Here is a 26,028-nt window from a genome sequence, read left to right as displayed (position 1 = left end):
TATCGCTCTGGATAAACTACGACGGAAATCTTTATCTATTTAAATCTCTTACGAGTGACTTTAACAGGTTTATATTTTTCAATCCCGGTTCGTCTTCAAATTTACTGTTGACATCGATACCAAAGAGTGGAAGTTGTGTTTTTTTAAGTTCGTTTACCGCTGGGATTTCTCCCAATCCTATACCGCCACTTAACATAAAAGGCTTTTGCGAAGGATAGTTTTGAAGTATTCTCCAATCAAAAGTATAGCCATTGCCGCCTTTTTCCTTTCCTTTGGTGTCAAATAAAAATTTATCGATCACAGCTTCATAAGCTTCCAAAACCGAAAAGTCAAAGTGGTCTTTTATGCTGAAGACTTTCCAGAGTTCAACTTTTGAATCTGTTTGAAGCCTCTTACAATATTCCGGAGTTTCGCTACCGTGCAACTGAATCACATCAAACTGAAACTGCCTGATGTTATCGAGTACAAATGCGATGCTTGCATCTACAAAAACACCGACTTTCTTTATTCCTTCCGGAAGGATTTCAATATGGGCTTTGTCATAATTTCGTTTACTTTTTTCAAAGAAGATAAAACCCAAATAATCCGGTTGGAGTTGCGCAACTTCAAGCGTGTTGTGTTTCATACCACAAACCTTAAGGCTTAGTCTATTATTTTTTTTATGATGGATTTTTTTGATCATAAGCATTAGTGCTTCCTATTGTGTTTTGTTCATTTCTTTTGCTCTTCCAAAAGAAACGAACCAAAGAAAAAGACGCCTTTTGTTAGGAATTTTCCATAACCTTAGCCGGTTATGGAAACCATTTTATAAAATGGGCGCTACGCTGTCTTTCCCATTTTATAAAGCCTATTCTGGAACAAAAGGAGGCTTCGCATGTATACTATTTAGTATTCAATTTAATTTATATACTATTAAATAAGCTGTTTGATAAACTCAGTGGCGCTGGCGCCAGGGTCGTCAGTTTTCATAAAGTTCTCGCCAATAAGAAATCCTTTGTAACCATACGGCTGTAAGGCTTTGATCGCTTCGATCGAACTGATTCCGCTTTCAGAAACTTTTACAAAGTCATCTGGGATTTCAGCAGAAAGACTTTTGCTGGTTTCGAGACTGACTTCAAAAGTTTTTAGGTTGCGATTGTTTACGCCCAACATATCTAAAGACGGCATGACCGATTTTTGCAATTCTTCCAGATTATGGACTTCGAGAAGCACATCAAGACCAAGCGATTTTGCAAATTCTGAAAGGCTTTTGATCTCTTCCCGCGTGAGCACTGCTGCAATTAGCAAGATCACATCGGCACCATAGGCTTTCGCTTCCAGAATTTGATAGGTGTCGATCACAAATTCTTTACGCAACAGCGGTAATTGCGCTGCGGCACGGGCGAGCAACAGGTCGTCTAGCGAGCCACCAAAATATTTCCCATCGGTAAGTACGCTCATCCCACAAACCCCGGCCTGCTCGTAACCACGGGCTACATCTTGCACGTTGAGGTTATTATTTATGGTTGCTTTGCTGGGTGATCGGCGTTTATGCTCTGCGATGATCCCTGAAGCGCTTGTGCTCAAGGCTTGTGCAAGTGAAGGCGATTTACGATTAAAAAGCACCGACTGCTCCAATTGCTTCGCCGGAATCAGCTGCTTGCGTAAGGCTACTTCTTTATATTTATCAGCGATTATTTTGTCTAAAATATTCATCTTATTTGCTGCTTAGGGCTATGAGTTTATTTAAGCGTTCGAGTCCTTTTCCGCTTAGAAGAGCTTCTTTGGCAAGTTCAAAACCTGCTTTAGGCTCGAGGTTTTTAACGGTGGCAATGGCCATTCCTGCATTGGCGCAAACCACATTGTTTTGCGCTTCAGTACCCTTACCGCTGATCACTTTTTTAAAGATCGCAGCAGAAGATTCGATCGTGTCACCACCATAAATATCTTCCTGTTTGATCGTATGTACCCCAAAATCTTCAGCCGTTAACATGCGCTCGCTGTTGTTGCGAATGGCTTTGGTATTTCCGGTTAGCGAAATCTCGTCATAGCCATCGATACTGTGTAAAATGGTAAAATTCTTTTTAGTATCCTGATACAGATACCCGTATAAACGAGCCAGTTCCAGATTGAAAACACCCACGAGTTGGTTCTCAGGAAACGCCGGATTTACCATAGGGCCCAGCATATTGAAGAAGGTTTTAACGCCGAGTTCGCGGCGAATAGGTCCCACATTTTTCATCGCCGGGTGAAAGAGCGGCGCGTGGAGTACGCAAATACCCGCTTCATCCAGACAGCGCTTTAAAAAGTCGGCATCGTTGGTAAATTTTATTCCGAAGCTTTCCATAACGTTGCTACTTCCACTCACAGAAGAAACGCCGTAGTTCCCGTGCTTGGTCACATTGATTCCCGCACCTGCTGCTACAAAAGAAGAAAGTGTAGAAATGTTGAACGTGTTTTTACCATCACCACCGGTTCCGCATAGATCGATCGCGTTATAGCCTTCAAAGGGAACAGCGATACATAGGTCTAGCAATGCGTCTCTAAAACCGGCAAGTTCTTCAACCGTAATGCTACGCATCATATACACGGTGATAAAAGCCGCGATCTGGCTGGTGTTGTACTTACCTTCAGAAATGTTGACTAAAACCTCTCGCGCTTCTTCTTTATTGAGTTGCTCGTGGTTTATAAGTCTGTTTAATATTGTCTTCATTATTTACTATAAGTACTCCGTAGGGAGCATTATTATTTATTTGAGATTTCCGTTTTCACGGAAATGGACTACTTCTTTTATTTTATAAGATTTCCGTCTTCACGGAAGCAGTTTTAGTTGGGTTCATGAGATTTCCATCTTCACGGAAATAGAAAAACTTAATTATTAACCCAATTTTTGATCATTGTTTTGCCTTCCGGAGTGAGTACCGATTCGGGATGAAATTGTACGCCGCGCACGTCATATTCTTTATGACGTAAAGACATGATTTGCCCATTCACATCTACCGAAGTGATCTCTAAAGCTTCCGGAAAATTTTCCGGAGCAACGACCCAGGAGTGGTATCTTCCGATCTCAAATTCCGTCGGGATGTCTTTAAAAAGCGGTTCGTCTGCAACCAACTGTTTGGCTGAGGTTGCAACACCGTGAAATACCTGATCCAGGTTGATGAGCGTTCCACCAAAAACTTCGCCGATGGCCTGCTGGCCTAGGCATACGCCAAACATACTTTTGGTAGGCGCGTAGGTCTTGATAATTTCTAAAAGCAAACCGGCTTCTTCCGGGATTCCCGGGCCCGGTGAAAGCAAGATTTTATCGTAAGCAGCAACCTCTTCTAGACGGAGTTGGTCGTTGCGTTTAACGGTGACTTCGCAGTCCAGATCTTCAAGATAATGTACAAGGTTGTACACAAAACTGTCGTAATTGTCTATGACTAAAACCTGTTTTTTCATGTTATAGTTCTTCAGCAAGTTTAAGGGCTTTAGTAAGCGCGCCTAATTTGTTATATACTTCTTCTAATTCTTTTTCAGGAACACTATCGCTTACGATTCCGGCTCCTGCCTGATAATGTAATTGATGATTTTTACTCAAAAAAGAACGGATGATGATCGCGTGATTGAAGTTTCCGTTGAAATCCATAAAACCGATCGCACCACCGTAGAAATCCCGGTTTATGGGTTCGTATTTCTCCAGCAATTTCATCGCATTGTGCTTGGGCGCACCGCTCAAAGTTCCGGCGGGAAAGGTGTCTGCCACGACACGCATGGTTGAGGTGTCAGGGTGTTTGGTTCCTGTAACTTTACTCACCAAATGGATCACGTGTGAAAAGTATTGCACCTCGCGATAGGTCTCTACTTTCACGTTGCTGCCGTTGCGACTTAAGTCGTTGCGCGCCAAATCGACCAGCATCACATGCTCGCTGTTTTCTTTTTCATCTTCAGAAAGTTTTTTGGCCAGTACAGCATCCTTCTCATCATTTCCGGTACGTTTAAAGGTTCCGGCGATGGGGTGAATTTCAGCTTTGCCATCCTTAACGATGAGTTGCGCTTCGGGAGAACTTCCGAAGATCTTAAAGTTTCCGTAGTCAAAAAAGAATAAATACGGCGAAGGATTTACACTGCGTAAACTGCGATACACATTGAATTCATCACCGCTGAAATTTTGCGAAAAGCGCTTAGAAGGTACGATCTGAAACACATCACCGCGTTGGCAATGTTTTTTACAGGTTTTAACCAGATCCATAAAGGCTTCATCAGACATTTGCGATTGTTGATCGCCTTCTAATTTGAAATGGTACTCTGCAAAACTTTTTACCGTAAGCAGCTGTGCGATCTCACTCAGGTTATTTTCTTCATTGTAGGTGTGCGAAAAAATATAGGCTTCATTATTGAAATGATTGATCGCAATGATGTTTTGATACACCGCATAATACAGATCTGGGACATCCAGCGCACCTTCTTTTTTGGTGATCTCAATATCTTCAAAATAGCGCACGGCATCATAACTCATATAGCCGAACAGTCCGTTTTGAATGAACTTTTTATCGTTGTTTTCGGTCTCAAACTTTTTGGCAAAAGCTTCGATGATCCCAACTACATCGGTAGTGGAGTCGATGCTTGTGGTTGTGGTTTTTCCGTCAGGGAAACTTTCCGTAATAATTTCATCCTTTACGGTGATCGAAGCGATAGGTTTACAACAGATGTAGCTGAAGGTATTGTCGTTAGCCCGGTAGTCGCTACTCTCGAGAAGCAGACTGTTGGGGAAGCGATCTCGCAGGCGAAGGTATACCGAAACCGGAGTGATGGTATCGGCAAGAATCTTCTTGCTGTGCGTTTTTAAGGTATATTTCATTTTTTGGTTGTTAGGCGAAACAAAAAAGGCCTGTCGTGAGACAGGCCTTTCAGTTATTTAAATTTTAAATACAAGGTTGTTTCACGACATTACTGTTGCGAGATCCACCACCAAGTATTTACTGTTTTGTTTTTCATAATTTGAGCATCAAAGATAAAAATTGATGCTTAAGCGACAAACAAAATTTAAAATTACTTTTTAAAAATATTAGATAGACAAGTTGATGTCTAAAGTAAAGTCGTCGTAGATGGTTTTATCCCGTGGGTAATCGCATTTCTGTTTTTGCTTAAAGTAAATGGTTTAGTTGTGTGTTTAGGTAGTTGTTTAATCTTCTAAGGTTGATACGAGAAATCTTATTACTAATAGTGTTTGTTCATTTTCTTTGCTTGTCCAAAGAAATCCTTCGACTATCGCTCAGGACAGGCTGCACAAAAGAAAAGAGCCCCTCGCTTAGGTATTTTTCGCCTCAGGGCGAAAACCGCAATAAGGCTCCTGAATTTTTTCCAAGGCTTCAAAAATTCTTAACGGAGCCTTCTCGCTATACTGAAGAAAAAGACGTTAAAAACTTTCGGATATGACTATTTGTTCTAATAAAGTACGTGGAACCATTTTGAAATACCACAAAAAAAAGCTGTCTTTTTAAAAGACAGCTTTCTAAATACTTATGATAGACAATCAATTAGATAGACAAGTTGATGTCTAGTGTGAAGTCGTCGTAGATCGTCTTGTCTCCTAGGTTGTCAAAGAAGCTGCCAGATCCGTAACGCACGTTGTATTTACTACGGTCGATGGTTAGGGTAGTAGTAAAATTATCACCTGCTTGTTGCAAGTCAAAAGAGATAGGTTCAGTAGTTTCTTTAATGGTAAGGTCTCCGGTTACGGTATACGAATTTCCGTCTTTAACCGCATTGGTGATGACCAATTTGGCAGTTGGGTGATTTTCTACACCAAAGAAATCGTCACTTTTTAGGTGTCCTTCCAGTTGACCTTTGCTGTCTCCTTCAAGGTCTGTACACGCGATGCTGTTCATGTCGATCACAAACTCACCTCCGGTGATGTTTCCGTTTTCCATTTCAAAAAAACCGTCTTTAAGATCGATAGTTCCTGAATGCTTACCGGTAACTTTTTTACCTACCCAAGTGATTGAACTGCTTTTTACGCTTACTTTTTCCATGATTGTTTTTGTTGTAAATGATGCAGCGGCAACGCCTACTGCTAAAATTAATACTGATTTAACGCGATTATCGCGGTTTATTTGATTGAAGGCTTTTTTTGAAGCCAGGTTTAGTTTTGCCAAGCTTTGATTAAGGTTGCTGATGGAATTCTGAATTTTCATTGTTGTATAGATTAAAATTGTATGTACAAATGTTGAGTTAAAAAAAAATTTAGATGATCTCAAAAAGTTCTTCCTGAGGGCGTCTTACTTTCGGAGCATGCTGGGTTTCATCTTCAGCGCTTCGGTATCCTACTGCAGCGACAACTACGGCGTGCAAGTTTTGATCTGTAAGACCTAAGATTTCGTCAAAAGCAGCTGCCTCAAAACCTTCCATAGGGCAGGCATCTATTTTATGAGCAGCAGCAGCGCTTAGTAAATTGCCAAGAGCTATATAAGCTTGACGGCTGGTCCATCCCGCTTTAGCTTCCTGAGGCAGGTTGAGAAGTGCATTTTTCATCAAATTTGCATAGCCTTCCAGCGTTCCCGTTTCAAGTTCTTTGATGCGCTCTGAGAGCTCGATATAAGAGTCTACGAGTTCTGCGTCAAAGTCGGTTTGATGTGCAAATACAAATACGGCGGTAGCATCGCTAAATTGAGACTGATTGTATCCTGCAGCTTTCAGCTTTTCTTTTACGGCTTGATCTTTTACAACTAAAATTTTATAGGGTTGCAAACCATAGGAAGAAGCAGAAAGTTGCACTGCATCTATAAGCTTTTGTAAATCTTCATCGGATACTTTTTTGGAAGCATCAAATTGTTTAACGGCGTAGCGCCAGTTTAAATCATCGATATAATTACTCATCGGTTCTAAGTTTATCTAATAGGTTATTAAGTGTTACTAATTCGTCGTCATTGAGGCTTGAAGTGTTGTTGGCATTTGCAGCCGAGGTGAGGGGGTCCAGTTCTTTTAAAAGTTTCAATCCGTTAGCAGTTATTTCTATTTCGACTTTTCTACGATTATCGGGACAAATGCGTCGGCTTACCAATTCCTTCTTGATCAATTTATCTACCAGGCGTGTTGTATTACTGCTGCGATCTACCATGCGCTCCTGAATACATGCAAGACTTGCAGGTTTGCCTTTTTGACCGCGCAAAATGCGTAAGACATTAAATTGTGGGGTACTCAGATCGTATTCTTTAAGAAGCGCTGCAAATTTTTCTTCCAGTATTCTGGAAGTGTATTGTATATTGATTAGGGTTTTTGATGATAAATCTAACCCGTTTCCTATTTTTAGTGCTTCTTCAATCTTCATCTTGTATCTACAATATTTGTATGTACAAATGTATGATTAATTTAGATTCAATGTGGATGCGATACAATTTTTAACGTATTCTTAAGGTTTTTTAACGAGAATCCCCTCATTACAACGCTGTAGGTGTTATACAAATCCTAAAATCTGTTATCAAAATGTTGTAATCCTTAAATTTACGCAGTCTTGCTTCAAGTAGTTCTCTTGACGTTTAAGAGGAATAAACTTGCGAGTGGTGGTCATTAAATTGAAAATCGAGTAGCGATTGTTTAGAAAATTAGGTGTATTGTGTTGCGTTGTGCTACTGGCAGGCTGTGCCTCCAAAGTTGCGTCTACCCGAACCCCAAAACCGGTAAAAATGCTGTCAATTGACGGATATCATTTGCCCGTGTATGATTTTGAGGCCTTTAAGCCTATGTTGGATTTCCCTAAAGCAGGCAGGGTGAAAGTGATCAACTTTTGGGCGACCTGGTGTGCGCCTTGTGTTAAAGAATTGCCGGCTTTTGAAAAGCTTTATGCAGCGTACCACAAAAAGGGAGTCGAAGTTTTGCTGGTGAGTTTGGACTTTTCAGACCAAATTGAACAACGGCTTATTCCTTATATTAAGGAGAAGAAACTTCAGTCAAAAGTGCTGTACCTGGACGATGCACACGGGAACACCTGGATCCCTCAGGTTTCAGAAGATTGGAGTGGCGCTATACCGGCAAGCCTTATCATAACGAATGAAGAATATATGTTTTACGAGCAAAGCTTTTCCTACCGGGAGCTCGAGAACGAATTATTGAGTTTACAACCTAACTTAAAAGAATAACATGAAGTCCTTAAAAGTATTAATAGCGCTTACGCTTGTTATGGTCGTTTCTGCGATAGCAATTGCCAGTTTAGGTAGTTTTAAATCGGGGTATGAAATAGGTGATGCTGTTGGGGATTTTCGGTTGAAAAATGTAGACGGAAGCATGGTTTCCTTATCCGATTTTGAAGAGGCTAAAGGTTTTATTGTTGTTTTTACCTGTAATACCTGTCCGTTTGCTATTGCCAATCAGGAGCGTATACAAGCCCTGGATACACAATTCAAACCGAAAGGCTATCCGGTGATTGCGATCAATCCGAATGATCCGGAGATTCAAGCAGGAGAAAGCTTTACAGAAATGCAGGATTTAGCTGCATCCAAGCAATTTACCTATCCCTATCTCTATGATGCCAATCATGAGATCTATGCCGAATATGGAGCGACCAAAACACCGCACGTTTATGTGCTCCAAAAAAAGGATGATGCTTTAGAGGTAAAATACATAGGGGCTATAGACGATAGCGTTCGCGATGCTTCGACGGTGACCACATTTTTTGTGGCTCAGGCGGTTGAGGCGCTTTTAAACGATCAAGAAGTGAATCCCGAAACCACCAAAGCCATTGGTTGTTCTATTAAAGCCTGATCGCGTTGGAGAAGCGCGGGCAATGCTTTAATTTTGAGACTTAATCTTAATACAATACATCATGAAAAATATAACTCAGGAAGAATGGGAAGCGCAGATCGCAAAAGACGATAAGGCATTCATCCTAGATGTGCGCACCCAAAATGAGGTGGATGAAGGCATCATTCCGAATTCGCATCATATTGATATTTATGAAGGGCAGGGCTTTATTGATAAAGTCAACGAACTTGATAAATCAAAGCACTATTACATCTATTGCCGTTCAGGAAATCGAAGCGGACAAGCAGCCCAGCTGATGGATCAATTAGGTTTTGAAACTACCTACAACCTGTTAGGTGGTTATATGGAATGGGATGGGGAAACCACCTTTCAGGAGTAGCGTTAACTGTTTTAATTTAACAAAAAGGGAGTGTCTTTAGGGGCGCTCCCTTTTTTTGTATAGCGAAGGTTGGGGTATCAGAAAAGAGTTTTTTATGCATATCATCTGATTGCGAGGTCTTCTCCTTTAACGTGTATACGTTAACCCTTTTTCTAGATGATTTATAGAGTCAGCTGTGTTGGGTTTCCGACAACGCTTTCTTGCGTATAACTTTCTTAAATCTTTAAATTCATTATTAAATTGTAGCGGGGATGTATTATTCTTCTATTGACTTTGTTCTAAAATCAAGCAAAAAACCTAGGAAAAGTCTAGAAGTGTGTGGCTTTTATATGTTAGAATACCCTAAATAATATAACTAAAGGATAAATTCCTATCGATTTTGTAGGATTAAGAATTAAAACTGCATAATATTGTAAAAAAAAATACTGAGTGAAGTTTATGTATTCACTTTGGATTGAACGTTAATTGTAAAAGTTTTTTTAAAGTTTGCTGCGCACTTAACAGTGATTGAATTTGATGTTTAATTGGTGGTCTTATTTAAAATCATAGTTCTGTAATTGTCTTATTAAGGTCAGCGTTAAAGTGTCTACCTCGTTTTTTAAATTAAGAACCTTTATGGGTAAAGTTTATCTCAATCAAAAGGCTTGCTTTTTAGCGGGATTTTGTATGAGCAGCTTAAGCACGCTTAAAACTTACCTAACTTATTACTCCGTATTTTTTAATGATAGTGTAATCTATTGAAGCCTTAGTGTAAAGCAAATTATAAATTGGAAGAAATTAGAAATGTTTTAGATGTTTATGCTGCCGGTATAGTCGGGGTTATTCTCCTGGTGATGGTGTTTGAACTGGTAGTGGGAAGGCTCAAACCTGCATTGGTTTTTTCAATTGTGGTATTCTTGTTTTTAGTGTTGGGGTATGTAGATGTAGATATGATTCTTCGTGCGGCAATCACTAAGAGTATTTTGGTGATTTTCTTAGTTATCGCACTTTCTTCTATTATCAATTCCAATATAAATCTAGGATTTTATTTTGATAAAGTATTAGGTTCTATTCAGTCCCCATTGCTTTTTCTAGGGGTTTTGTGTCTTTTTGTATCTTTAATTTCTGGATTTTTTAATAACACGCCGGTTGTTATAATTTTAATACCCTACGTAATGCAGAAAGCAGAGAAGTATGGCGTTTCACCTTCTAAATTCTTAATTCCTTTGTCTTTTTCTGCCATAGTAGGTGGAATGTTAACTCTAATAGGTACATCTACAAATCTTATATTGAATGGATTGATAGAGTCTAGCGGATTGAAAGGGCTTCAGTTTACAGATTTTTTGGTACCTGGTTTGTTTGTATTGTCAACATGGATCTTATATCTAATAATCGTAGGTTATCGCATATTGCCCTCTCGATCCTTGCCTTTTGCGAGAAAACAAGATGAAGTGCGTAAGTATTTTATCGAAGCACGTATAGGGGCTTATTCTAAATTAATCGGTTTGCCGTTATCAGATAGTGGTCTTAAAAACTTGAAAGGAGTTTCTCTAATTGAATTGGTTAGAGGGGATCGCAATTTTGAAGTGGTCGCTTCAAAAAATATGATCTTACAAGAAGATGACCGACTTATCTTCTCAGGGAGTTTGGCTGATGTGATGCAAATTAATGCAGAGCAAAAAAATCTTGAATTTATTGCTCATAAGAAACTTATGCAAGGGCAAAAGCTTGCTTTTTTAGAGCTTTCTATTCCTACTAATTCGTCATTAGATGGTAAAAAAGTAAATCAAACTAACTTTAGGCAGCGCTATGGCGCAACCATCTTAGCAGTACATCGCAATAGTGAAGATTTAAGCGGTAGAATTGGAGAGATGCGGTTGAAGAGTGGAGATCTTTTGATCGTGGTTCCACATACGTATATTACAGAATCTCTAAAAGCTGATTTTTATATCCTATCTAATGTAACTCAAGAACAAATTCCAAGCCGTAAAAAATATACTCTTTTAGGGGGAATTGTGTTGATCGCTACATTTGCACTAGTATTTAAAATAAGCCTATTTTTATTTCTGGTGTTGGTTTTAGGGCTTACTTTTTTATTAAAGTTTGCTTCTCGGAGTGAAGTAATCAAAGAATTAAAAGGTAATTTATTTGTCATTCTCGTCGCTTCTCTTATTGTTGGTGAGGTTTTCATTAATTCTGGTCTCTCAGAACAAGTAAGTGCCGCTATCTTACGAGTGGTTATGCCTTTTGGGTTTGAGGGTATAGTTTTAGGGCTTATGCTTTTTACCGTAGTGCTAACATCTTTTATAACTAATGTAGCTGCGGTTTCTATAGTCTTTCCTTTAGCGTATTCAATAAGTCAAAAAACAGGAATTCCTGGAGAAGCTCTTTTTTTGGCTGTGGGATTTGCGGCATCGGCAGCTTTTATGACCCCCATAGGCTATCAGACTAATTTGTTGATCATGGCTCCCGGTGATTATCGGTTTAAAGATTTTTGGAAAATAGGATTACCGTTCACTGCACTTTATTTAGGTGTGGTTTTGCTGTATTTGAAATTAAAATATACTTAATGAAAAGCACAAATGTGAAAAAACAAGCATTTCAGGTTGCAAGAGACCTGAGGGCTCAAAAAAAGCAACATCAATCTATGGTTTTATGGTTTGTTGGGCTCTCTGGAAGTGGTAAATCAACCGTAAGCGACGCACTCGAAGCATTTTTGTTTGAAAAACATATAGATACCTATACGCTTGATGGCGACAATATTCGTATGGGGCTCAATAAAGATCTGGGATTTACTGTCGAGGAACGTTCGGAAAATATTCGCAGGATCGCAGAGGTAGGGAAGCTGTTTACCGATGCCGGCACGGTGGTACTTACGGCTTTTATCACGCCGATGCATCAAGACCGGCAGCGAGCTAAAGCCATCTTGGGTGAAGATTATGTAGAAATCTACGTGAATTGTCCGCTGGAAGTATGTGAAGCCCGTGATGTAAAAGGCTTGTATGCTCGGGCGAGAAAAGGAGAGATTCCTAATTTTACAGGGATAACAGCGCCGTTTGAGGTGCCTAAAAATCCTGATATAGAAATCAAAACAAACGAACAATCTGTTGACGAATGTGTTGTACAGATTTGGAATACAATTAAAAATAGACTAACCAGTACATTATGAGAAAATACGCATTATCGCATTTGCAGGAACTGGAGGCAGAGGCCATATACATCTTGCGGGAGACCGCAGCACAGTTTGAAAACCCGGCCATTTTGTTTTCCGGAGGTAAAGACTCGATCTTAGTGACCGCATTGGCTCGTAAAGCCTTTTACCCGGCCAAAATCCCTTTTACCTTTTTGCACGTAGATACCGGGCATAACTTTCCGGAGACCATTGCGTTTCGCGACCAGTTGATGGAACAACTAGGGGCTAAACTAGTGGTAGGTTTGGTAGAAGACTCGATCAAAAGCGGTTCGGTAAAAGAAGAGACCGGGATAGATGCCAACCGAAACAAATTGCAAACGACCACACTTCTAGAGGCAATTGAAGAGCATCAGTTTGATGCCTGTATAGGAGGAGGTCGAAGAGATGAAGAAAAGGCTCGTGCTAAAGAGCGTTTCTTTTCGCATCGCGATGATTTTGGGCAGTGGAATCCTAAAAACCAGCGTCCCGAATTATGGAACCTGCTCAACGGAAAGCTCAATATGGGGGAGAACTTCAGGGTCTTTCCTATAAGCAACTGGACCGAGCTGGATGTGTGGCAGTATTTAACCTTAAACAATATCGCCATTCCTTCGTTGTATTTTGCACACGAGCGTCAAGTGATCCGTAGACAAGGCACTTGGATCCCCAATTCGGAGTTCATTAGCCTAAGACCTAAGGAAGAAGTGGTGACCAAGAAAATACGCTTCCGTACCTTGGGAGATATTACGATCACCGGAGGTTCAGAATCAGAAGCCGATACCTTAGAACTTATTTTGGAAGAGGTAGCGATCGCCCGCCAGACCGAACGTGGCAATCGTTCTGACGACAAACGCTCAGAAACCGCCATGGAGGATCGTAAAAAAGAAGGATATTTCTAAACAGCTAAGCAACAAACAATGGGATTACAACACGAAGAAAAAGAGATATTACGTTTTACCACTGCAGGAAGTGTAGATGATGGTAAAAGTACCTTGATAGGAAGGTTGCTGTTTGATTCGAAGTCTATTTACGAAGATCAAATTGACAACTTACAAAAGATATCAGAAAAGAAAGGAATCAGTCACCTGGAGCTGGCTCACCTTACCGACGGCTTGAAAGACGAGCGCGAGCAGGGGATCACCATCGATGTGGCGTATCGCTATTTTGCGACTCCAAAACGCAAATTTATTATTGCCGATACGCCGGGCCATGTGCAATATACCCGCAATATGATCACCGGGGCTTCAACAGCCAACTTGGCCTTGATCTTGGTCGATGCCCGTAAGGGAGTGATCGAGCAGACCAAACGCCATTCATTTATTGCGTCGCTCTTGCAAATTCAACACATTGTGGTTTGCGTCAATAAGATGGATCTGGTAGACTACGGAGAAGAACGTTTTAATGAGATCATTGAGGAGTATAAAAGCTTTGCTTCAAAGCTGAGGATCAACGATGTGCGCTTTATCCCGATCTCCGCTTTAAATGGGGACAATGTGGTAGATAAGTCTGCTAACATGCCGTGGTTTTCAGGAGATTCCTTACTCGGGACCTTGGAGAACATTCATATCAGTAGTGATCACAATTTGGTAGACTGCCGTTTTCCGGTGCAAAATGTCATCAGGCCTTTTAGTGATGAATTTCACGACTACCGGGGTTATGCGGGTAGGGTGACCAGTGGGATCTTTAAAAAAGGAGATGAGGTGATGGTATTGCCCTCTGGTTTTAAATCAAAGATCCAGTCTATTGTATTGGGTGAAGAAGAACTGGAAGAAGCCTTCCCTCCGCAATCGGTAACCATCAATCTGGAAGATGAGATCGACATCAGTCGAGGAGATATGATCGTGCGTGAGCACAATCAACCTGAGCCTCAGCAAGATGTCGAGGCGATGTTGTGCTGGATGAACAGTGATGTGATGAGTCCCAGAGCCAAATATGCGATCAAGCATACCAGTGTAGAAGCCCGGGCGATGATCAAAGAAGTGTTGTATAAGGTAGATATCAATACCTTACACCGTCAGGAGGAATACGATACCATAGGCATGAACGATATCATTCGCGTAAAGATGCGTACTACCAAGCCTTTACTCGTAGACGAATACAACCAAAACAAAGGTACCGGAAGTTTTATCCTGATCGATGAAAGTACCAATGAAACGGTTGCTGCGGGGATGGTGATTTGATTATCGGGGGACTGGTAAATGGGGGCGTGGTTAGTGGTTAAAGTGAATAATTTGATGTTTCAAGTTTCCTCGATTTTCAATCTCAATAGTTCCATTGATAAAAATAGCTTTGTATGGAAATTTTGAAGAATTAGAATGCTGGAAGGAGTGTTTCCGGTTAAAAGAGTACGTACGGAAGGATATTTTAATTCAACTTCCTGAAATAGAAAGGTTTGAACTATATAGCCAGCTTTTAAGAGCGGCACGTTCCACCACAGCAAATATAGCAGAAGGTTGGGGGCGGCATCATAGAAAAGATAGTATTCGATTTATGATTATTGCTCGTGGCTCAGTTGCCGAAGTTTTAGACCATACTATTGAGACGCGTCATTGTAATTATATTTCATCAGAACAACTTCTGGAAATAAGAAAACAAACCTCGACCTGTTTGAGATTAATTAATGGATACATCAAATACTTAAACACCAAACTAAAAGATTAAATTTTGATCAAGCTGAAAAATTCATTTAATCACAAACCTCCATCACCCAGCCACTAACCCCTAACCCCTAACCCCCAATCCCCTATAAACCATTAATCCAACCAAAAACCACAAACACATGAATATAACAGCACAACTGCATACTGCCATCGAAGCGGCGCTAAAAGCAGGGGAACGCATTCTTGAGATCTATCATAATGAAGATTTTGATGTAGATTTTAAGAGTGATGATTCGCCATTGACCAAAGCCGATACGGCAAGTCATCATATTATAATGTCCTATTTGGGAAAAACCGGTATTCCTGTGCTTTCAGAAGAGGGGAAACGTATTGCTTATGAAAACCGTAAGGGCTGGGAGTATTTGTGGATCGTAGATCCCATAGACGGGACCAAGGAGTTTATTAAAAAGAACGGGGAGTTTACCGTAAACATTGCATTGATTCAAGATGGTGTGCCGATCTTAGGCGTAATCTATGTGCCGGTGCTTCAGGAGTTGTTTTATGCAGCTAAAGGCCTAGGTTCCTTTAAGGCTGTTGATGTAGCTGTTACTGCTGCTGTAGATGCTATATTGAATACAGGAAAGCAGCTTCCATTAACGCTCCAAAAAGAACAGTATACCGCAGTAGCCAGTAAATCTCATTTGTCCCCCGAAACGGTGGAGTATATTAAAACGCTGGAGGCAGAACACGGGGAAGTCGCGACGATCTCTAAAGGGAGCTCCTTAAAACTCTGTATGGTGGCAGAGGGCCAGGCCGATTGTTACCCCAGGTTTGCCCCAACTATGGAATGGGACACAGCTGCCGGAAGTGCGATCTGTAAGTATGCCGGGAAACAGGTGGTTGATTGGGAGACTAAAGAAGAGATGTTATACAACCGGGAACAATTGTTGAATAATTGGTTTTTGGTTTTATGATGCTTAAGTTTTTTTTTTAACCGCTTCAATCAATAGCGATAACGTTTTTCTTCTAGGTTGAAGCTATTTTTCTTAATTTTTCTCTAAAATTAAATGTTGAAATATCCTTGTTTGCTTCGATGTTTTACTTATTTTCGCTTATCTAGAAGTTAGAAAATCCCCTAAAATTTTGTAACGTTTAAAGATACTATTTGCATGAATTGGTACGTGCTCTACGTTAAACCACAATCTGAAAAAAAAGTGGCTTCGGCGCTTGAAAAACTAGGGGTAAAGGTCTTCTGTCCTACACTTGAGGAGGTGCGCGTCTGGAGCGATCGCAAGAAAAAAATTCAGGTACCTCTTTTTAAATCCTATGTTTTTGTTTGTTTGCCCAACACAGAGCGCCAACAGGTGTTTGCTGTGCCGGGAGTAGTGCGTTATCTTTTTTGGTTAGGAAAGCCGGCTGTCGTGCGTGATGAAGAAATCGCTGCAATTCAAGACTGGTTATCTGATGAGGCTGTGGCAGATGTGCAGGTGCGTACGTATACCCCGGGAACAGAAGTAAAGATCGCTGCGGGGCATTTTAAAGGGCAGAAGGGAATCGTACAAGAAGTAGGACGTAAACGTCTTAAAATGGTGATTAAAAGCCTTGGGGTGATCGTGGAAGCGCGCCTGAAGGACTTGGTGAAATAAGGGCGCAAGGCGTCTTAAAATACAGATCAAGCGCCAACGTGGTTCTTGGTTATTTTTGTTAACCACCGGGTTATTCTCAAAACTAAATATGGGAGTGACGCGGCGGAGCCATGGGACTTGGCGGGGTTTAGCGTTTAGCCTGTGGTCGATAGGGAGTAAATTCCTCTCCCGAAATTTTTCGGGATGCACTTCGACAAGCTCAGTGTGACACGCTCCAACCGACACGGGTTGTCACTTCGAGTGAATACCGAAACATGATAAGGTTGTGGTATTTGTGTCGAGAGGCCTTTTTCAGTGGCAGTTTTAGTTTAATCGGGATCTGTTTACAAAGAGTTCTCGATACGATGTTCTCGCGCTAAGGCGCTCCAGCATCACTCGAACTGACAGAGGTTGTCCGTTCGAAAGCGTTTAGTCTTTAGCTTGTAGTCGATAGGAGGTAAAGTTCTCTCCCGAAAGTTTTCGGGATGCACTTCGACAAGCTCAGTGTGACACGCTCCAACTGACACGGGTTGTCACTTCGAGTGAATACCGAAACCTGCTAAGGTTGTGGTATTTGTATCGAGAAGCGTTTTGGAGTGGCAGTATTGGTTTAATCGGCGTCTGTTTACAAAGAGTTCTCGATACTATGCTCTCGCGCTAGGACGCTCCAGTATCACTCGAACTGACAGAGGTTGTCCGTTCGAAAGCGTTTAGTCTTTAGCTTGTAGTCGATAGGAGGTAAAGTTCTCTCCCGAAAGTTTTCGGGATGCACTTCGACAAGCTCAGTGTGACACGCTCCAACTGACACGGGTTGTCACTTCGAGCACAATCGAGAATTAATTAATAAGATTCATAACGATTTAAATAGTGAGTATTAACAAGATTTATCAAGTTGTTTGGGTGTTGTTGCTTGCATTGGGTTCTGCTTCAGTGCAGGGACAAGCACAGCAAGAGGAGTTGCAAGAAGGATTTAATTTTGCGCTTACCGGTCGCGGACTTGCAGCTACCGGGAATGAAAATCCATTTTGGATGTATAGTAACCAATACGGTAGGTTAGATGCGCAAACCGGGGTCCTGGCCTTGGTACAAGCATCTTTTGTTACTGAATTTAACGAAAACAACCGACTGGAAATTGGTGGTGGATTGTTGGTAAATGATGGCATATATGACGGCGTCAAAGCCGATGAACTGTATGCAAGCTATACCTGGAACTGGTTAGAGGTCAACGCCGGATTGAAACACCGGGATCGTAAGTTGCGAGGGATTTCCAGTGTAGACGGGGATATTATGTGGAGTAACAATGCAAGAGCATTACCAGGAGTTTACATACAGATGCTAAAGCCGTTAAAGATCTTTAAATGGTTTGAGGCTTCGGCTACTTTTGGACATTACTTTCTGGAAGAAGATCGCTACGTGTCTAATGCCCAGGTACATCATAAAAGTTTAGAGTTGGCTTTGGTGTTTTCTACCGGAGACCGCCTGAGTGGGAGTATGAAGCATTATGTGCAGTTTGGGGGTACATCGCCTGATTTTGGGGAGCAGCCTCAAGCATTCTCTGATTACGTAAAAGCCTTTTTTGGGAGCTCGGGAGATGCGGGAGCTAATATTGGGGATCAAATCAACAGTTTGGGGAATGGGTTAGGTTCGTATGAACTCGCCTATGAAATGACCCGAGCTAATTTCTACTTAAAACTCTATCATCAAAATATCTTTGAAGATGCCTCGGGCATCGAATTGAATAATTTTCCCGATGGAGTATGGGGAGCCTATCTGGAGCCGGAGGGAATTTCGTGGCTGGATGCTATAGACTTCGAATATGTGCAGACGGTTTCCCAGAGCGGACGTCCTGTGCCGGGAATTTTTGGTAAAGAAGGAGATCGGTATTTTTATAACGGGATCTACCAGTCAGGTTGGACCTATGACCAGCGTATCATTGGTTTACCATTTATCATTCCAGGAGCATATGGAGAACAAAATGTAAATGATCGCAGTTATGTGTTGCATCTGGGGGCGACGGGAAGTTTAGGTAGATTGCGGTATCGAGGGAAGTTGAGCTATGTGACCAATCTAGGAACCTATGCTACTCCTTACCAGCCGCGGGAGCATGCCTTATATAGTTATGGGGAATTGGGGTATGCGACTTCCTTTGGAGTTTTTACCGGATATGCCGGATTGGATTGGAGCGATCGTACCCAAAATACGCTCGGAGTTGGGTTGGGGTATACGTATAGGTTAAAAATGTGAAGATTTCCGCCTGCGCGGAAATAGAAAAATAAAGGTCAAGGTAAGAGATTCCCTTCTGCAAGGGAATGGAAAATAAAGTTTAAAAGTTAAAGATTCCCTCTGCAAGGGAATGATAATAAATATAGTCCTTATGAAAGTTAAAAACATCTGTTGTATTGGTGCCGGCTATGTGGGCGGACCAACCATGGCGATCATCGCCCAGAAATCACCGGAAATTAATGTGACGGTGGTGGATATCAATGAAAAACGTATTGCTGCCTGGAACGATCCGGATGTAGAAAAGATTCCGATCTATGAACCGGGACTTGCTGAAGTAGTGGCAGAAGCCCGAGGCCGTAACCTGTTTTTTTCAACGGATGTGGATGCTGCGATCGATGCGGCAGATATGATCTTTATTTCGGTAAACACGCCTACCAAGACCTACGGGATGGGTAAAGGCATGGCTGCCGATCTGAAATATATTGAGTTGTGCGCACGGCAGATCGCGCGCGTAGCTAAGAATGACAAGATCATTGTAGAGAAGTCTACCTTGCCGGTACGCACGGCAGAAGCCTTAAAACGTATTTTGGACAATACCGGAAATGGGGTGAATTTCCAAATTCTTTCCAATCCGGAATTTCTAGCCGAAGGTACTGCGGTAACCGACTTGCATAAACCCGATCGCGTACTCATTGGTGGGGATCTTGATACCGAAGCCGGACGGGAAGCGATCCAAGCCTTGGTAGATGTGTATGGGCATTGGGTTTCTGATGATAATATTTTGACTACCAATGTATGGTCTTCTGAGCTGTCTAAACTTACCGCCAATGCCTTTTTGGCACAGCGGGTATCCAGCATCAATGCGATGTCTGAGCTTTGTGAAGTGACCGAAGCTGATGTGCAGGAGGTAGCCAAAGCTATTGGGATGGACAGCCGTATAGGTCCTAAATTCTTAAAAGCTTCTGTAGGTTTTGGAGGTTCTTGTTTTCAAAAAGATATTCTCAATCTGGTCTATATCGCCAAATCATTCGGTTTGAATGAAGTGGCTGATTATTGGGAGCAGGTGATCCTCATGAACGATCATCAAAAACGCCGTTTTGCTGCCAAGATCGTCAAGACTTTATTCAATACGGTTTCCGGAAAGAAAATCGCGCTTTTGGGCTGGGCCTTTAAAAAGGATACCAACGATACCCGCGAGTCAGCAGCCATTTATGTAGCCGATTACCTGCTGAATGAGCAGGCTGAGATCGTGGTGTATGATCCTAAAGTGACCAAAGAACAGATCCTGGCTGATCTGGATTATCTGGGTACGCGCTCAGAAGAAGAAAACCGTAAGTTGATTACCGTCGTGAATTCAGCTCAGGAGGCTTGCAAAGCTGCTCATGCGGTTGCAGTGATGACCGAATGGGATGCATTTAAAACCCTAGACTGGGAAGCGATCTATGAAGGCATGTTAAAACCAGCCTTCTTATTTGACGGGCGACGCTTGCTGGATAAAGAGGCGTTGACGGCTTTAGGTTTTGAATTCTATGCTATAGGGAGTTAGAGCCCTCATCCCCGACCCTTCTCCCAAAGGGAGAAGGGAGATGAATTCTATAAACTTTTTCTAAAAAACGTAGTTTGTCACTTCGAGTGAATTGAGCGGAGTGTTAACGGAGCTTAATTTGTATCGAGAAGTCTTAGGAGTAAGCCTGTTTAATTTATAATTCGGGCTAGGGTTCTCGAAACGATGTTCTCCCGCTAAGGCGCTCCAACATCACTCGAACTGACACAGATTGTCACTTCGAAAGCGTTTAGTCTTTAGCTTGTAGTCGATAGGGAGTAAAGTTCTCGACTGCACTTCGACAAGCTCCGTGTGACACGGTCCAACTGACAGGCTTGTCACTTCAAGAGCGGTGAGAAGCTTTTGATGTCCTTGTTAATTACAAAATTTATATGCTTACTTACTTCAAGGTAATTAAGTATAAGCAAACAGCCAATAGCATTAGGTAACTCATTTATTGGCGCCGCCAAAGGATGGAACTCTGAGGCTTGACTCGAAAGTGAAAATTCGTTTCTAACCAATGCCTTATGGGCCAGTCTCTATCGATAAACAGGCTTGCTCTGAGGAGGTTTATTAAAAACTTGAAATCATGAAAATACTTATCACCGGTGGTGCCGGATTTATCGGTTCGCACGTAGTGCGCCGCTTTGTATTGAATTATCCTAATTATGAAATTTACAATCTGGATGCCTTGACTTACGCAGGGAATTTAGAGAATATAGCAGATATCGAAAATCAAGCTAATTATCATTTTGTAAAGGGTGATATTACCGATGCTGCCTTTATAGACCAATTGTTTCAAGAGCAACAGTTTGATGGGGTGGTACACTTGGCCGCAGAATCGCATGTAGACCGCTCTATTAAAGATCCACTGGCATTTGTGAAAACCAATGTTTTGGGTACGATGAATCTTTTGAATGCGACTAAAGCCATCTGGGAGCATAATTATGCGGGTAAACGTTTTTACCATGTGAGCACTGATGAGGTTTACGGAGCTTTAGGAGCTGAAGGTTTGTTTACTGAAACCACAGCGTATGATCCCAATTCACCATATTCTGCATCCAAGGCAAGTTCTGATCATTTTGTACGCGCATATGGAGAGACTTATGGTTTACCTTATGTGATCACCAATTGTTCTAATAATTATGGGCCTAACCATTTTCCTGAAAAGTTGATCCCATTATTTATTAACAACATCATAAATAATAAGCCGTTGCCGGTCTATGGGGATGGTAATTATACGCGTGATTGGTTGTATGTAATTGACCATGCACGCGCTATTGATCTTGTGTTTCATAAAGGGGAACTTGCTGAGACCTATAATATAGGCGGTTTTAACGAGTGGAAAAACATAGATCTGGTTAAACTTCTTTGTGAGCAGATGGATCTAAAGTTGGGACGTGAAGAAGGAACTTCAGAACAGCTCATCACTTTTGTAAAAGATCGCCCGGGGCATGACTTGCGCTATGCTATAGATGCAAGCAAGATCAACAAAGAATTGGGCTGGGAACCTTCTGTAACTTTTGAAGAGGGGTTAAAGCAAACCATCGATTGGTACTTTGATAATCCAGAATGGCTCGTTCATGTAACCAGTGGGGCTTATCAGGAATATTATAGTAAGCAATACGAGGCGTAGTACAAAACCCTTCTCCTCCCGAAGCTTCGGGAGAGGGGAGTGTTAATTTCGGGTTATTAAGAAAGAAACAAGAGTCTCGATACTATTCTTTCACGCTACTGCGTGAAAGAATCACTCGAACTGACAATAGTTTGTCACTTCGAGCGCAGTCGAGAAGCATAAACTATTATCTATTTAATGAGTATGGAGTACCCTGGAAATACGAAAAAGAACTATGAGTAAACGTATTTTAGTAACCGGATCTAATGGGCAATTGGGACAAGAGCTGCAGGTTTTGGCCTCGACTTATCCCGATATGCTGTTTGATTTTGTTACCCGAGAGGAATTTGATCTTGAAGACGAAGAACAGCTTCTGACTTACCTCAATAAAACCACACCTGATTATGTCATCAACTGTGCGGCCTATACCGCAGTAGACAAGGCAGAATCTGAACCTGAAAAGGCAACGCAGATCAATGCTCATGCTGTAAGGTTACTTGCTAATTGGAGCGCCGAACATCACGCGAAATTGGTTCATATTTCTACCGATTATGTTTTTGATGGGAGCTCTTCCATCCCTTATACAGAGACAGCTGTCACTAACCCGCAAAGTGTTTACGGGAGTACAAAACTTGAGGGCGAGCAGGCTGCATTGGCAAGCAACCCTGAGGTGCTTATCATTCGCACTGCATGGGTGTATTCGGTTTTTGGTAACAACTTTGTTAAGACCATGCTGCGCTTGATGCAGGAGCGTGATTCTTTAAACATTGTAAAGGATCAGATCGGGAGTCCTACCTATGCGGCAGATCTGGCTCAGGCGATCTTAAAGATCCTAGCTTCAGCACATTGGGAATCCGGAATTTATCATTATTCGAATGCCGGGCGAATTAGCTGGTATGAATTTGCCCAAGCTATTAAGGAAGTGGCCGGTTTAGCGTGTGATCTCGACGGGATCCCTACTTCAGCGTACCCAACCCCCGCTAAGCGACCGGCCTATTCGTTATTAAACACGCAAAAGATCCAACAGGTCTATAAGGTTGCTGTGCCTGATTATAAAGAAAGTTTAACAATGTGCCTGCAACACTTGGGCGTAGCGAAGAACTGATACAGGTTGTACATTCTTGAAACCAGCGTGTTTGGTTCGATCTGCAATTGAACAATTAAAACAACTGCATAAACCACTTAATTTAAACAGATGAAAGGAATTATTTTAGCCGGTGGATCCGGTACCCGATTGTATCCCTTAACCCGCTCGATCTCTAAGCAATTGATGCCGGTATATGATAAACCTATGATCTACTATCCCCTATCCGTATTGATGCTGGCGGGGATCGAAGAGGTTTTGATCATTTCGACTCCTCAGGATTTGCCCAATTTTGAGCAACTATTAGGTGATGGTACTGATTTTGGTATTCGCTTGAGTTATGCCGAGCAACCTAGTCCGGACGGGTTAGCGCAAGCTTTTATTATTGGGGAAGAATTTATAGGTGATGATGATGTATGTTTGATTTTGGGAGATAATATTTTTTACGGTCACGGCTTGACCGAACTTTTGGATGCTGCGGTTTATAATGTTAAAGAGGCTCAAAAAGCCACAGTTTTTGGGTATTATGTACAGGACCCCGAGCGTTATGGAGTAGCAGAATTTGATGCGGCAGGAACGGTGATCTCTATAGAAGAAAAGCCTGCGGATCCCAAAAGTAACTATGCAGTGGTAGGCTTGTATTTTTACCCCAATTCGGTAGTTGAGATCGCAAAAGGAATCAAACCCAGTGCGCGTGGCGAACTGGAGATCACGAGCGTGAATCAGGCTTATTTAGAAGGAGGCGGTCTTAAGGTAGAATTGATGGGGCGGGGGTATGCCTGGTTAGATACTGGTACTCATGAATCTTTACTTGAAGCTGCTAATTTTATTGAAACCATCGAAAAACGACAAGGCTTAAAGGTAGCCTGTCTCGAGGAGATCGCTTTTGAAAAGGGGTATCTGAGTCAGGAACGTTTAGAAGAGTTGGCACAACCCTTAAAGAAAAATGAATATGGCCAGTATTTATTGCGACTGGCTGCAAAAAAGAAGAAAGGCTAAGAATTATGCAAGCACAGGAAACAGCATTAAAAGGATGCTTTATTTTAGAACCCCGCGTTTTTAAAGATGACCGTGGTTATTTCTTTGAAAGTTTTAATCAAAAGACATTTGAGGAGCTCGTAGGCCAACCCGTACATTTTGTACAGGATAACCAGTCTTTTTCTCAATATGGGGTCATTCGTGGGATTCACTTTCAAAAAGGAGCTCATGCTCAGGCCAAACTGGTACGTGTTTTAGAAGGCGAAGTACTTGACGTGGCGGTAGATTTACGTGAAGGCTCTCCTACCTACGGGCAGCATGTTGCAGTGAAGCTCAATGCCGAAAATAACAGGCAATTGTTTGTGCCTCGAGGCTTTGGGCACGGTTTTTCGGTGTTGAGCGAGACGGCGGTTTTTGCCTATAAATGTGATAATTATTATCACAAAGCCTCCGAAGGAGGAATCGTTTATAATGATCCAACCTTAGCTATTGATTGGGGGATTCCTGAAGAAAAGATTCAGGTCTCTGAGAAGGATTTGGTTTTAGAGCACTTTAAAAACTAAGATAGTCTTGAACGCAGCCAACCGGGTAGCCGCCAATACCTTAATTCTTTACGGACGCATGCTGTTGACTATGGGAATCACCCTGTATTCAACGCGTCTGGTGCTGAATGCCTTGGGGAGTACCGATTATGGAATCTATAATCTGGTCGCCGGGATCGTTTTGATGCTTTCCTTTCTCAATACGGCAATGGCAACTTCTTCGCAACGGTATTTATCTTTTCATCAGGGGCGGAAGGATTTGCAAAAGCAGAAGGAAGTGTTTACTAACAGTTTCTTTTTGCATATCGTCATAGGAGCAATAATTGTGATAGGCTTGGAAGTGGCGGGCATGTTTTTGTTTGATGGTTTTTTAAACATCCCTGCAGATCGTATTGATAGTGCCCGGATCATTTACCATTATATGGCCGTTACGGTTTTTTTTACGGTGATTACCGTGCCTTTTAATGGGTTGCTTATCGCGCATGAGAATATGTTGTGGGTAGCCTTTGTGAATATCGTAGAGACCCTGCTTAAATTAGGCATTGCGTTGTTTTTATATACCTTGAGTTCAGATCGCTTGGTGGTGTATGGGATTTTAACCGCAAGTATCGTGGTGGTGAGTTTTGGCTTATATAGCGTATTTTGTTTTAAAAAATATCCCGAATGTACGTTTAAGGGTGTGATGAAACCTGAGACAGGCTTTGTAAAAGAACTAGCAGGTTTTGCGGGCTGGAATTTGTTTGGAGCCTTATGTGGTATGGGGCGGAATCAGGGGTTGGCCTTGATCTTAAACCTGTTTTTCGGCACAGTGGTCAACGCGGCTTACGGGATTGCTAATCAAGTAGGTTCTCAACTCCAATTTTTCTCAAGAACCATGTTAAGGGCGCTTAACCCGCAAATCATGAAAAGTGAAGGGGCTGGTGACCGAGAACGGATGCTGCGCCTGTCGATGATGGCGAGTAAATTTGGTTTCTTCTTACTTTCTTTTTTTGCGATTCCCATCATTTTTGAAATGGAAGCAATTCTGAAATTTTGGTTAAAAGAGGTGCCTCCATATACTGTAGTATTTTGTCAGCTTATTTTGATAGGAGCCTTAGCTAATCAACTTACCATTGGGGTGCAATCGGCTTTACAGGCTTATGGGGATATAAAGCTCTATCAGATCGTGGTGGGGAGTGTCATACTCTTAAATTTACCCTTGGCTTACCTATTGTTAAAAACTGGAGACTTTGAACCGCAAACGGTACTGATGACTTATGCGTTTATAGAATTGTTTGCCTGTGTTTTACGGTTGTGTATTGCAAAAATAAAGCTTTCTTTTTCTTATATGATCTATTTAAGAGAGGTGCTTCTTAAGCTTTTTATTCCCTTATTAGCGGTAGTTGTTTGTAATTTTTTTTTAGTAAGATTTATTCATTTTGAGTATAGGTTCATTCTTACCGCGATCCTTTCCTCAGTAATCTATTCATTAATTTTTTATTATGCAGGACTCAATCAAAAGGAGAAGCATTTAGTGTCAGCATTTTATTTAAAAATTAAATCATTAATACATTCTAAGTAAAGACTT

Annotated in this window: 25 protein-coding genes; 17 read left to right on the top strand and 8 right to left on the bottom strand. The window is 41.6% G+C overall.

The annotated features are described in order from the left end of the window. Window positions 1–31: 31 nt before the first annotated feature. From MED217_RS13595 to MED217_RS13560, 8 genes are all read right to left on the bottom strand, one after another. Entirely contained in the window at window positions 32–625 is a 594-nt protein-coding gene (locus tag MED217_RS13595) for a phosphoribosylanthranilate isomerase (RefSeq protein WP_009781115.1), read from the bottom strand. A 287-nt stretch (window positions 626–912) separates the two neighbouring features. Then, window positions 913–1,695 carry an indole-3-glycerol phosphate synthase TrpC gene (gene trpC / locus MED217_RS13590; protein ID WP_009781114.1) on the bottom strand — a complete coding sequence of 261 codons (783 nt, stop codon included), beginning with the start codon at window positions 1,693–1,695 and terminating at the stop codon, window positions 913–915. 1 nt (window position 1,696) lies between these two features. After that, the gene (gene trpD / locus MED217_RS13585) at window positions 1,697–2,692 is read right to left on the bottom strand and encodes an anthranilate phosphoribosyltransferase (protein ID WP_009781113.1); all 996 of its coding nucleotides are present in this window, start codon (window positions 2,690–2,692) and stop codon (window positions 1,697–1,699) included. Window positions 2,693–2,850: 158 nt separating this feature from the next. After that, complete coding sequence (locus MED217_RS13580; protein ID WP_009781112.1) at window positions 2,851–3,423, bottom strand: anthranilate synthase component II; 573 nt, start codon at window positions 3,421–3,423, stop codon at window positions 2,851–2,853. A gap of 1 nt (window position 3,424) precedes the next feature. Beyond that, window positions 3,425–4,822: an anthranilate synthase component I family protein gene (locus MED217_RS13575; RefSeq protein ID WP_009781111.1), complete on the bottom strand. Its 1,398-nt coding sequence runs from the start codon at window positions 4,820–4,822 to the stop codon at window positions 3,425–3,427. Between the two features lie 679 nt (window positions 4,823–5,501). Beyond that, window positions 5,502–6,158, bottom strand: coding sequence for a YceI family protein (locus MED217_RS13570; RefSeq protein ID WP_009781110.1), 657 nt, complete (start codon window positions 6,156–6,158; stop codon window positions 5,502–5,504). A gap of 49 nt (window positions 6,159–6,207) precedes the next feature. Beyond that, window positions 6,208–6,840 carry an NAD(P)H-dependent oxidoreductase gene (locus tag MED217_RS13565; protein WP_009781109.1) on the bottom strand — a complete coding sequence of 211 codons (633 nt, stop codon included), beginning with the start codon at window positions 6,838–6,840 and terminating at the stop codon, window positions 6,208–6,210. Continuing rightward, complete coding sequence (locus tag MED217_RS13560; protein WP_009781108.1) at window positions 6,833–7,291, bottom strand: MarR family winged helix-turn-helix transcriptional regulator; 459 nt, start codon at window positions 7,289–7,291, stop codon at window positions 6,833–6,835. The genes MED217_RS13565 and MED217_RS13560 overlap by 8 nt, the downstream gene beginning before the upstream one ends. Before the next feature lie 355 nt (window positions 7,292–7,646). Between MED217_RS13560 and MED217_RS13555 the strand changes: the two genes are divergently transcribed. The 17 genes from MED217_RS13555 to MED217_RS13475 all read left to right on the top strand — a co-directional run bounded on the left by MED217_RS13555 (window position 7,647) and on the right by MED217_RS13475 (window position 26,022). Then, entirely contained in the window at window positions 7,647–8,099 is a 453-nt protein-coding gene (locus MED217_RS13555; RefSeq protein WP_009781107.1) for a TlpA disulfide reductase family protein, read from the top strand. 1 nt (window position 8,100) lies between these two features. Continuing rightward, window positions 8,101–8,721: a thioredoxin family protein gene (locus MED217_RS13550; RefSeq protein ID WP_009781106.1), complete on the top strand. Its 621-nt coding sequence runs from the start codon at window positions 8,101–8,103 to the stop codon at window positions 8,719–8,721. A 61-nt stretch (window positions 8,722–8,782) separates the two neighbouring features. After that, window positions 8,783–9,100 carry a rhodanese-like domain-containing protein gene (locus MED217_RS13545; RefSeq protein WP_009781105.1) on the top strand — a complete coding sequence of 106 codons (318 nt, stop codon included), beginning with the start codon at window positions 8,783–8,785 and terminating at the stop codon, window positions 9,098–9,100. Between the two features lie 767 nt (window positions 9,101–9,867). Continuing rightward, a complete protein-coding gene (locus MED217_RS13540; RefSeq protein ID WP_009781104.1) occupies window positions 9,868–11,649 on the top strand; it encodes an SLC13 family permease in 1,782 nt (593 codons plus the stop codon). Beyond that, window positions 11,649–12,248, top strand: coding sequence for an adenylyl-sulfate kinase (cysC, locus tag MED217_RS13535; protein WP_009781103.1), 600 nt, complete (start codon window positions 11,649–11,651; stop codon window positions 12,246–12,248). The genes MED217_RS13540 and cysC overlap by 1 nt, the downstream gene beginning before the upstream one ends. After that, entirely contained in the window at window positions 12,245–13,150 is a 906-nt protein-coding gene (gene cysD / locus MED217_RS13530) for a sulfate adenylyltransferase subunit CysD (RefSeq protein WP_009781102.1), read from the top strand. The genes cysC and cysD overlap by 4 nt, the downstream gene beginning before the upstream one ends. An 18-nt stretch (window positions 13,151–13,168) precedes the next feature. Beyond that, window positions 13,169–14,431, top strand: a complete 1,263-nt coding sequence (cysN, locus tag MED217_RS13525) for a sulfate adenylyltransferase subunit CysN (protein WP_009781101.1) — start codon at window positions 13,169–13,171, stop codon at window positions 14,429–14,431. 94 nt (window positions 14,432–14,525) lie between these two features. Then, window positions 14,526–14,912, top strand: coding sequence for a four helix bundle protein (locus tag MED217_RS13520; RefSeq protein WP_230199275.1), 387 nt, complete (start codon window positions 14,526–14,528; stop codon window positions 14,910–14,912). A gap of 118 nt (window positions 14,913–15,030) precedes the next feature. Continuing rightward, a complete protein-coding gene (gene cysQ, locus MED217_RS13515) occupies window positions 15,031–15,825 on the top strand; it encodes a 3'(2'),5'-bisphosphate nucleotidase CysQ (RefSeq protein ID WP_009781099.1) in 795 nt (264 codons plus the stop codon). Between the two features lie 195 nt (window positions 15,826–16,020). Next, a complete protein-coding gene (locus tag MED217_RS13510) occupies window positions 16,021–16,497 on the top strand; it encodes a UpxY family transcription antiterminator (protein ID WP_009781098.1) in 477 nt (158 codons plus the stop codon). A gap of 846 nt (window positions 16,498–17,343) precedes the next feature. Further along, window positions 17,344–18,720: a capsule assembly Wzi family protein gene (locus MED217_RS13505; protein WP_009781097.1), complete on the top strand. Its 1,377-nt coding sequence runs from the start codon at window positions 17,344–17,346 to the stop codon at window positions 18,718–18,720. 130 nt (window positions 18,721–18,850) lie between these two features. Continuing rightward, window positions 18,851–20,245: a nucleotide sugar dehydrogenase gene (locus MED217_RS13500; protein WP_009781096.1), complete on the top strand. Its 1,395-nt coding sequence runs from the start codon at window positions 18,851–18,853 to the stop codon at window positions 20,243–20,245. A gap of 583 nt (window positions 20,246–20,828) precedes the next feature. Beyond that, window positions 20,829–21,878 (top strand): dTDP-glucose 4,6-dehydratase, encoded by a 1,050-nt coding sequence (gene rfbB, locus MED217_RS13495; protein WP_040532868.1) that lies wholly within the window; start codon window positions 20,829–20,831, stop codon window positions 21,876–21,878. A gap of 214 nt (window positions 21,879–22,092) precedes the next feature. Further along, complete coding sequence (gene rfbD, locus MED217_RS13490) at window positions 22,093–22,962, top strand: dTDP-4-dehydrorhamnose reductase (RefSeq protein ID WP_009781094.1); 870 nt, start codon at window positions 22,093–22,095, stop codon at window positions 22,960–22,962. A gap of 90 nt (window positions 22,963–23,052) precedes the next feature. Continuing rightward, window positions 23,053–23,940, top strand: coding sequence for a glucose-1-phosphate thymidylyltransferase RfbA (rfbA, locus tag MED217_RS13485; protein WP_009781093.1), 888 nt, complete (start codon window positions 23,053–23,055; stop codon window positions 23,938–23,940). A 5-nt stretch (window positions 23,941–23,945) separates the two neighbouring features. Then, window positions 23,946–24,482, top strand: a complete 537-nt coding sequence (gene rfbC / locus MED217_RS13480; RefSeq protein WP_009781092.1) for a dTDP-4-dehydrorhamnose 3,5-epimerase — start codon at window positions 23,946–23,948, stop codon at window positions 24,480–24,482. A 7-nt stretch (window positions 24,483–24,489) separates the two neighbouring features. Continuing rightward, window positions 24,490–26,022, top strand: a complete 1,533-nt coding sequence (locus tag MED217_RS13475) for an MATE family efflux transporter (protein WP_009781091.1) — start codon at window positions 24,490–24,492, stop codon at window positions 26,020–26,022. Window positions 26,023–26,028 lie beyond the last annotated feature (6 nt).

Origin of the sequence: Leeuwenhoekiella blandensis MED217 (assembly GCF_000152985.1) — a bacterium.
GTDB lineage: Bacteria > Bacteroidota > Bacteroidia > Flavobacteriales > Flavobacteriaceae > Leeuwenhoekiella > Leeuwenhoekiella blandensis.
The sequence above is the reverse complement of the archived record's forward strand: the minus strand, read 5'-3'. Positions and strand labels throughout refer to the sequence as shown.